General features: G+C 57.2%; 10 protein-coding genes and 1 pseudogene. 7 read left to right on the top strand and 4 right to left on the bottom strand.

Annotation, left to right across the window (positions count from 1 at the left end; genetic code table 11):
• The 6 genes and pseudogenes from HBO12_RS27945 to HBO12_RS27920 form a co-directional block, all read left to right on the top strand.
• Positions 1–109, top strand: a 109-nt coding sequence (locus HBO12_RS27945; RefSeq protein WP_138762977.1) for an IS3 family transposase, incomplete at its 5' end; no start/stop codon positions are given.
• Between the two features lie 105 nt (positions 110–214).
• Positions 215–562: a DUF3703 domain-containing protein gene (locus HBO12_RS27940; RefSeq protein WP_024015047.1), complete on the top strand. Its 348-nt coding sequence runs from the start codon at positions 215–217 to the stop codon at positions 560–562.
• Positions 559–1,068 carry a signal peptidase II gene (lspA, locus tag HBO12_RS27935; protein ID WP_003452327.1) on the top strand — a complete coding sequence of 170 codons (510 nt, stop codon included), beginning with the start codon at positions 559–561 and terminating at the stop codon, positions 1,066–1,068. Before HBO12_RS27940 ends, lspA begins: the two co-directional genes overlap by 4 nt.
• The gene (locus tag HBO12_RS27930) at positions 1,068–1,814 is read left to right on the top strand and encodes a helix-turn-helix transcriptional regulator (protein WP_024015048.1); all 747 of its coding nucleotides are present in this window, start codon (positions 1,068–1,070) and stop codon (positions 1,812–1,814) included. Before lspA ends, HBO12_RS27930 begins: the two co-directional genes overlap by 1 nt.
• A gap of 68 nt (positions 1,815–1,882) precedes the next feature.
• Positions 1,883–2,749 carry a sterol desaturase family protein gene (locus tag HBO12_RS27925; protein WP_024015049.1) on the top strand — a complete coding sequence of 289 codons (867 nt, stop codon included), beginning with the start codon at positions 1,883–1,885 and terminating at the stop codon, positions 2,747–2,749.
• Positions 2,750–3,028: 279 nt separating this feature from the next.
• Positions 3,029–4,564: pseudogene (locus HBO12_RS27920) on the top strand (Tn3 family transposase); the annotation flags it as partial.
• Here the strand turns inward: HBO12_RS27920 and HBO12_RS27915 are convergent.
• A complete protein-coding gene (locus HBO12_RS27915) occupies positions 4,541–4,963 on the bottom strand; it encodes a hypothetical protein (RefSeq protein ID WP_038445889.1) in 423 nt (140 codons plus the stop codon). The pseudogene HBO12_RS27920 and the gene HBO12_RS27915 overlap by 24 nt on opposite strands.
• 130 nt (positions 4,964–5,093) lie before the next feature.
• Here HBO12_RS27915 and HBO12_RS27910 point away from each other — a divergent pair, with 130 nt between their 5' ends.
• Positions 5,094–5,393, top strand: a complete 300-nt coding sequence (locus HBO12_RS27910) for a helix-turn-helix domain-containing protein (protein ID WP_038445891.1) — start codon at positions 5,094–5,096, stop codon at positions 5,391–5,393.
• A gap of 1 nt (position 5,394) precedes the next feature.
• Here HBO12_RS27910 and HBO12_RS27905 read toward each other — a convergent pair whose 3' ends face one another.
• From HBO12_RS27905 to HBO12_RS27895, 3 genes are read right to left on the bottom strand one after another with little or no spacing between them, the layout of a single operon-like run.
• The gene (locus HBO12_RS27905; RefSeq protein ID WP_038445892.1) at positions 5,395–6,168 is read right to left on the bottom strand and encodes a PRTRC system ThiF family protein; all 774 of its coding nucleotides are present in this window, start codon (positions 6,166–6,168) and stop codon (positions 5,395–5,397) included.
• Entirely contained in the window at positions 6,168–6,869 is a 702-nt protein-coding gene (locus tag HBO12_RS27900; RefSeq protein WP_169990626.1) for a hypothetical protein, read from the bottom strand. The genes HBO12_RS27905 and HBO12_RS27900 overlap by 1 nt, the downstream gene beginning before the upstream one ends.
• Positions 6,859–8,133, bottom strand: a complete 1,275-nt coding sequence (locus tag HBO12_RS27895; RefSeq protein WP_169899105.1) for a hypothetical protein — start codon at positions 8,131–8,133, stop codon at positions 6,859–6,861. Before HBO12_RS27895 ends, HBO12_RS27900 begins: the two co-directional genes overlap by 11 nt.
• Positions 8,134–8,143 lie beyond the last annotated feature (10 nt).

The following is an 8,143-nucleotide window of genomic DNA, read 5'->3' as shown; positions in this document are numbered from 1 at the left end:
CGATTACATCGAGATGTTTTACAACCCAAAACGACGCCACAGTTTCAACAATCAGCTGTCACCGGTAGAGTTTGAAAAGCGTTACGCAGCGAGCCTGGAGAGTGTCTAGGAAACCCGGGGCGATTCAGCTTGACCCTATAGCGGCTACAGGGTGTTCACTTGCACGATCGGCCCAGAATCATGGCCTTCCAACTGCTGCGCAAGTGAGTTCCAGATGAATACCGCCCTCCGCAATGCCATCGATGAAGCCTTTTTCCAGGCAAGGACAGCACTCCGTGAAAAGGCGCCAACCGAGGCATTCCCCTGGCTCGAGCGCGCCCACATCTTGAGCCAGCACATGCCCGTCCTGCATGCGCGGAGCCATTGGTTGATGCTAAGGGCTGGCTGGCAGTTGCGCGACTACCGGGAAATGTTCGGCCAAGCACCACGGATCATCGCTGCCGTGTTGTTCTCGAAGATCTGGGTACCGCTCGGCAATACCGGACGCGCGAGGATCAGTGCATTCGCGCCGATGCCCGTCTCACCCGGATTGCAGCGACTGTTTCAGGGAGCGAAACAATGAAATCGCCACTTGGAATGGCGCACCGTATCACTCCCGGGCTCTGGTGGACGCTATCGCTAGCCGTTGCCCTGGCCGACCAGGCGATCAAATATGTAATTGAGGGTTCGCTCTCGGTCGGCGCCGTGGTTCCTCTGACCCCAGTCTTCAATCTGGTCCATTTCTGGAATACCGGCGCAGCGTTCAGCTTCCTAGCTGACGCGGGCGGTTGGCAGCGCTACTTCTTCATTCTCCTCGCACTGGTTGTTTCGATTGGGCTCGCGTTGCTCTTGCGTAAGCCCAGGGCCAAGCTCGAAGCGCTGGGCTATAGCCTCATACTGGGAGGGGCAGTGGGGAATCTGATCGATCGCAGCTTCCGAGGCCATGTGATCGACTATCTGGATTTTTTCTGGCAATCCTGGCATTGGCCTGCATTCAACTTGGCGGACATCGGCATCGTGGGCGGTGCCGCCATGTTGCTCCTGAGCAGTGTGCTGAGTCCAAGCGCGGAACTGGACCGGGGCAGATAATGCGAAGCTCGGATGCCGCAGAAGTGGCTCGCTGGTCAGGCCATGCCTGGGTCGGCCCCGGTATCGGCGTCTTTCTCGGCCATGCCGCCCACCAGGATTGGCACCATCATCAAGCACATCAAATTGCAGTGGGGCTCGACGCCGCGATAACGGTTGAAACGCCGTTGGGTGGGCAATCTGGGGCTGCCATCTTGATTCCGGCAGGCTTGAAGCACCGGCTCAGTGCTGGGCATGTCCTGTCGATCTACCTGGATGTGCTGTCCGATGAGGCGCGTGCCTTGCGGGTGAGCGGAGCCGTGAGGCTGATGGAGATCGTAGCGGCCGATATTGCTGCGATGGTCGAGGCACTGAGGGCGTCGGGGCATTCGCCTGTCCAGTTGCAGGCGCAGGTACGTCGGCTGTTGCGGCTTGCCGATCCACCAATCCCTGATCCGCGCTTGACCAAGGTCACCGCAGCGCTGCGCGAAGGCCAAATGGGGCGTGAGGCAATGGCCGCGTTGGTGCATTTGTCACCCACGCGTTTTTCCCATTGGTTCGTGGAGCAAACCGGCCTGCCGTTGCGCAGCTATGTCAAATGGCTGCGCCTCACCCAAGCCCTGCAACACCTGGCCAAAGGGGGACGGCTGACCGAAGCCGCGCATGCGGCAGGTTTTTCCGACTCGGCGCATTTCTCCCGGACATTCAGGGCGCTGCTGGGCATCGATCCGTCCTCCGCCCTGGCTGCGGTCGATCTCCAGAAGTCATAGCTCTTTCGTTCAAGTCGAACGTCGTCCTCTGCACCTACCGTGAAGGCTCTCTACATAGGAGCTGAGCGATGTCCACTTCTCTTCGATTCGCCCTACGCTGGTTGAGCTATCCGCTCGTGTTTGGTGGCAGCGCCGCCTTCATGGTCTGGGCCTTGTACGCCGGGGTGCCGTACTGGCCCAGCACACCCTTGGTAGCCGCAGTCGGTCTATTGGCCGTCGCGGGGCTGGAGCGTATCCAGCCTTTCCGGGAGGGCTGGCTGGAGGATCACCAGGACACCCTGACCGACCTGGTGCATATGCTGGTGAATCTTTCCGTCATCCAGTTCACCGCCGAAATCCTGGCCAGGCTGGGCGATGCAGTGCCGGCTACAGTTCGTCTCTTCCCAGTCGAGAGTCCACTTTGGGTTCAGCTGCTGCTGGTCGCCGTCGTGCTCGATCTGAGCCTGTATGCCATGCACCGCATCAGCCACCACGTACCCTGGCTGTGGCGTTTTCACATGATTCACCACAGCGCCGAGCGCTTGTACTGGATGAATGGGGAGCGCCGGCATCCCCTACATGCGATGCTCATGGCTGGCCCGGGATTGGTGCTGCTGTTTGCATCCGGCGCGCCTTCGGCAGTGGTTGCCACCTGGTTCGGCATTCTGACCGTTCACTTGGGCTTTCAGCACTCGAACCTGGATTACCGGCTGGGTTGGCTGCGCCATGTCATCGGGGTGGCTGAAATTCATCGTTGGCACCACAAGCGCGACTTCGAAGATGCCCAGGTGAACTGCGGCGAATTTCTGATGGTGTGGGATCGGCTATTCGGGACGTTCTACGACAGTACAGGAAAGCAGGGCGACGCCAATGTCGGCTTGCGTGAGAGGGACTATCCCAAGGGTTACCTTGGTCAGTTGACCGAACCCTTTGGGCGAGACCGAGCCCGCACATAGCGTAGTGGGCCTCAAAGCTGTAGGCCCCATGTGTTTGCCTGGAATGATCTGGCTCGTGGGCGGAAGAGACTAGATGTTCCCGCATGCCAAGCAGACATGCGCTCTAACGAGGCAATCGATTCACTACCTATAAGCCCCGTCATTTGCAATTAATGCTGGTTGGTAGCCATGGAATGCAGGTCAGCGCGGATAAATGCAGGTTCATTCGCAGCTAATACTGGTTTGCCGGGCCGGTCAGTCGCAGTTAATTCCGGTCGAAAATCGTATTGATTGCAGGTCGGGACGTTTTCGTTTGCAAGCCGTTACAATTACCTGATACCGCCCGCGACGTTTGCCGCGCTCAAGCAGAAACAGGCGCTGCCATTGGCGATCAACCCAAATAGCGACCAGTACCTGGAAGAGCGCTTGCAGTTGCTGGATGAGCAACTGGCGACCGTCGCCAAGCTGGCCAAGGACAACGAACTCCCCGACGCCATCCTCACCGAGTCCGGACTGAAGATCACGCCGCTGGATTTGGCGGTGCCGGATACCGCCCAGGCGCTGATTGACAAGACCAGTCAGTTACTGCCGCGCATCAAGATCACCGAACTGTTGATGGATGTGGATGAGTGGACAGGGTTCACACGTCACTTTACCCACCTGAAGGATGGTGCCCAGGCCAAAGATCGGACACTGCTACTGTCCGCGATCCTCGGCGATGCCATCAACATTGGATTGACCAAGATGGCCGACTCGAGTCCGGGTATGACCTACGCCAAGCTGTCTTGGCTGCAAGCGTGGCACATCCGCGACGAAACCTACTCGGCGGCGCTCGCCGAACTGGTCAACAGCCAGCTCCATCACACCTTTGCCACCAATTGGGGGGACGGCACCACATCCTCCTCCGATGGCCAGCGCTTCCGTGCAGGTGGACGAGGCGAGAGCACTGGGCACGTCAACCCGAAGTACGGCAATGAACCAGGACGACTGTTCTATACCCATATCTCCGACCAGTACGCGCCGTTCAGCACCCGCGTGGTGAATGTCGGTGTACGGGATTCGACCTACGTGCTCGATGGTCTGCTGTATCACGAGTCGGATCTGCGGATCGAGGAGCACTACACCGACACGGCAGGTTTTACCGATCACGTCTTCGCGTTGATGCACCTGCTGGGCTTTCGCTTTGCGCCGCGCATCCGCGACCTGGGCGAAACCAAGCTGTATGTGCCACAGAGCGTCCAGGACTACCCGACACTGAGGCCAATGATCGGCGGCACCCTGAACATCAAGCACGTCCGCGCTCACTGGGGCGAAATTCTGCGTCTGGCAGCATCGATCAGGCAAGGCACTGTCACCGCCTCGCTGATGTTGCGTAAGCTGGGCAGCTATCCACGCCAGAACGGCCTGGCCGTCGCCCTGCGGGAGTTGGGCCGGATCGAGCGCACGCTGTTCATTCTGGATTGGCTGCAAAGTGTCGAGCTGCGCCGTCGCGTGCATGCAGGGCTGAACAAAGGCGAGGCGCGCAACTCCTTGGCCAGAGCGGTGTTCTTCAACCGTCTCGGTGAAATTAGGGATCGGAGCTTCGAGCAGCAGCGCTACCGAGCCAGCGGCCTCAACTTGGTAACTGCTGCAATAGTGCTGTGGAACACGGTCTACCTGGAACGTGCCACTCAAGGGCTGACAGACGCCGGAAAACCGGTGAACACCGACCTGTATCAATATCTGTCGCCGCTGGGCTGGGAGCACATCAACCTGACCGGCGAATACGTTTGGCGGCAGAGCCGCAAGCTAGAAGACGGGAAATTTAGGCCGCTACGACAGGTCGGAAAACCTTAGCGTACGATTTTTTCCGAATTCTGTAGGCTCCCCAGGTAGATGATTTGGTACCAGCGCATAGCCGGTGATGACCTGTTCAATCGTAAGCAAATTCTCCTCCTTGGTTTCATGACACAGCAGCACCCGAACGTCGCGCTCGCAACTGATCACACACCACGCTAGACCTGTCTGATTTGGTCGTGCAGCCTCGGCCAAGGCCAAATCCTCACTCTCCTGGTACACAACAAACCCAACCGGGAAAAAAATCTCCGCAATCATGCGGTCAATCTGGACCAACGAACGACGATGAATGCCGGTTCCCTCGGACTCAATCAATGCAAGAAGGGTAGCCCGCGATGCGCTCAATTCATGATAAAGCTCCAGCAAATGCTGGGGGATGGAGTTAGTAACTCGGTTCATATGCATGTTCCTTTTGCCGAGGTGGTAAGCAAGTAAGCAGATCGGCGAACCACTGAAGCAATAGCGTATCCAGTAAAATGGGTATTCTTAAACGTGGTTTTAATTGTTCCTGCCGATAACGCTTCTGTCTATGGAGAAGCGACCACCAACACGCGGGCGACCGGCAGGAAAATCGAGCTTTGACCCTCGGGTAGCAAAAGCTTTCGGTAACGTTGTGCGCGAAGAACGCCTAAAATCGGGCCTGGCCCAGGAGAAACTTTCTCTCCTGGCTAGGGTGGAGCGGGCGCACCTGGGAAAAATTGAGCGTGGGGAGAGCCTCCCCACGCTTCCCCTGATCATGAGATTGTCCAAAGCGCTCGATGTTAAAGCTGCTTACCTGATATCGCAGATGGAGCAGCAACTGGATCAATGCGAAGGCGGTGGCCGTTGATTTAGGCGCAGTGCTGAACAGCAGGGAACGGAAATGCATTTTGGCAACCGGACGCCAGATCCACGGTGATCCAGTGCTTGTCAGTTTCCCCCGTTCGTAGCAACTCCCACACAATACTCATTCCGGCAGTCGTAACTGCCCGGTTGACCAAGCAGTCCTGCGAGCGAATGGCTTCCGCTACTGAGCAGGACTTCTTCGTGTCATCCTCGAGCGTTCCGATTTCCGGATAAGCATCCATTACGTTGGGATAGATGCTCCGCTTGTCTACGTGCGCGGCTCCGAACACAACCTGCCCATGGCGTGCCTCGTTGCCCAGGTCAAGCCACATGCAATTTCGGGGTAGGAGAGGGCTGCTGGCAATTGCGCGGCGCGCAGAAGGAAGGTCAACGGCGGAAATGATCACGTCGGCAGCGCGGATCACTTCTTTGCTCTCATGACTAGGGAACCGGAAGGGCAGGGCCACCCAAGTAGTACCCAGCATGAGGTTGTAACGATTCACCAAGCTGATTGACTTGTATTGGCCCAAATCGCACGGCCAGAAACGCTGACGCACGAGGTTAGGCTCGCGCACGATGGCATCGTCAATGACGGTGACATCCAAGCCTTTTGGGTGTCCTAGAGAACGAAGTGCATGATGGAAGCTGGCCAGCGCATCAACTACCTCGCTGCCATTGCCGCCCGCTCCAATAACCAAAATTCGGGGTGCGCGTTCAAGCCACGACGCTGGCGTCTTATAGATTGGTAATTGTTTAGCTGTGATCGGATGAACGCTCATTACTCACCCCCTTTGATAGCCTGCGCAAGCGACAGCGGGCCACGGTAAGAACCAGCAGAAACCAGTTTCGAGGCTGGGAACCGCTTCGATCCTTTCTCGTTCAATGCTCGATAGAACTCCTTCAATCGCTCAAAGGAGCGGCAGCCCGCCACCGGCTCAATCGTGCCGCTGTGTATGTTTTCGCTCTCAAGCACGAAGTTCTCCCATGCCGGAATATTTTCACGTCGAACATCGCGGGGAACGTTGCCGCTGCCGGTGCAGAATGTCCCACCCTCATACACATTCCCCAGCGGGGCATAGAACAGTTCTGTGTCCGGTGTCGGGCGCTGATTACCTTTGAACGCAAAGCAACGGAAAGATTGATTTGCCGCTGCGATGAAGATCAACCCTGGCAAGGGGGCGCGGATGCGCTCATCACGGAACGGAATATCGTGAAGGCCGGGTCGGCGGTACCAGGTCAACACTGTGCGTGAGCTGAACAGATATCTCTCTGGCAGAAATTCCGCCCCCGAATCCTCATTCAACAGCAAAGCAGCCAGTTCGGTTTTGTCATAGGAGCTAAAGGCCCTGCCAGCACCAAGCGTGAAGCCGGCCTTACCATCTTCCAGCGGGATGACGCTATGACTTGTGACGGAAACCACGCCAGTCTGACTGTGGTGGTGTATCAGCATGGCCTTGCTCGAAACATTTTCACTCAGCATTACAGCATTCCTCTAAAGCGTCGGCGATTCGCTGCAACAGACCCAAGGTCAGAGATAGCGCATCTAGAACTGGCAGAGTGACGGATCGCAATTGCTCAGGGTTCAGCGGTAATCCGATGGCTGGGAAGCCAGAGCCGCCGACGATGCCGTCAAATCCGTCATTGCTACTCTGCTCCAGATTCGGGAAATCCCTAGTCAGGCGAACCAGAATGCTCTCGAAAAGGGTTACGCCATCACCGGCTGTGCCTGGGAAATCAGAAGGATGGAACCCCTTGAGTGATTCATTAGCCTCCTGCTCCAGGCAGTGATGCAAAGCTTCCCCCAGCACTTGCACCAGCGCGCGGTGATCGTCATCGCGCTCACTGATTTGCCGTGCCTGCTCGTGAAGCTCCAAAATTTCTGCCCTATCTCCCTGACTGAGGCTGGCTCCAGCTACCTGTTTCAACTCGCCCATCTCGTAGACAGAATCGATCAAGGTGTTTACCGCATCCTCATCTTGGCCATTGCAGTAGAAATATTCAGCGATGTATTCCTCATGCTCGACCGATTCGTCCAACAAGAACGTGCAAAGATCTTCTCTCGTGTGTGTAGCCAAACGCGGGGCCAGCTCCTCGTAAGCCTCTGAAAGCCCATGATTGAAGTAGCTAAATTGCCCCAAGAAGGTCATTGGCGTGTGGAACGGCAGTAGGTGGCGAGTCATCGCGTCGAGTGTCTTGAAAAGAAGCACTCGGAGTTCCAAGCTTGCTGGCGCTTGGACTGTGAAATCAGCGAAGCAACACGACTCCAGAATGAAATGACCATCCTGAATTCCGAAGGAAAACGCCTTCTCGACGGCAACGGGCAACTTGACCCGGCTGATCAACGAGCGCTCCATCTCCGCCATTATCCTGCCAGCGCCGTCAGTGCCAGCCTCAATGTGAGGGGCAAGAGCATCGAGGCCGACTAACCCTGCGTCTATCGCAGCTAATGCGTAGGACGCCGTCTCAACTGGATCGACGTATGGGGTATTCAGCCGATTCAGCAGGACGTCACCCTGTGGAAACAGCCCTTTGTCGCTGATGCGAAATGACGTACTAAGGTGCCGCACAACCTCACCAGTGAGGCGGTGGAGGCCGTAGCTATTTGGATACTGCCGAAGCCACTCAATGGCGCTATCGCCAACCAGACCGGCTTGCAGCGCCTCCCGGCACAGCATGCTATGACCGCGATGATCAACCAACCCCACGCCGTTATCGCTAAAAAGTCGGGCCTGCGCGTTGCGCATCGCAGACCCG

Origin of the sequence: Pseudomonas sp. WS 5059 (assembly GCF_012985525.1) — a bacterium.
Classification (GTDB): Bacteria; Pseudomonadota; Gammaproteobacteria; order Pseudomonadales; family Pseudomonadaceae; genus Aquipseudomonas.
This window is presented reverse-complemented; position numbering and strand designations above follow the sequence as displayed.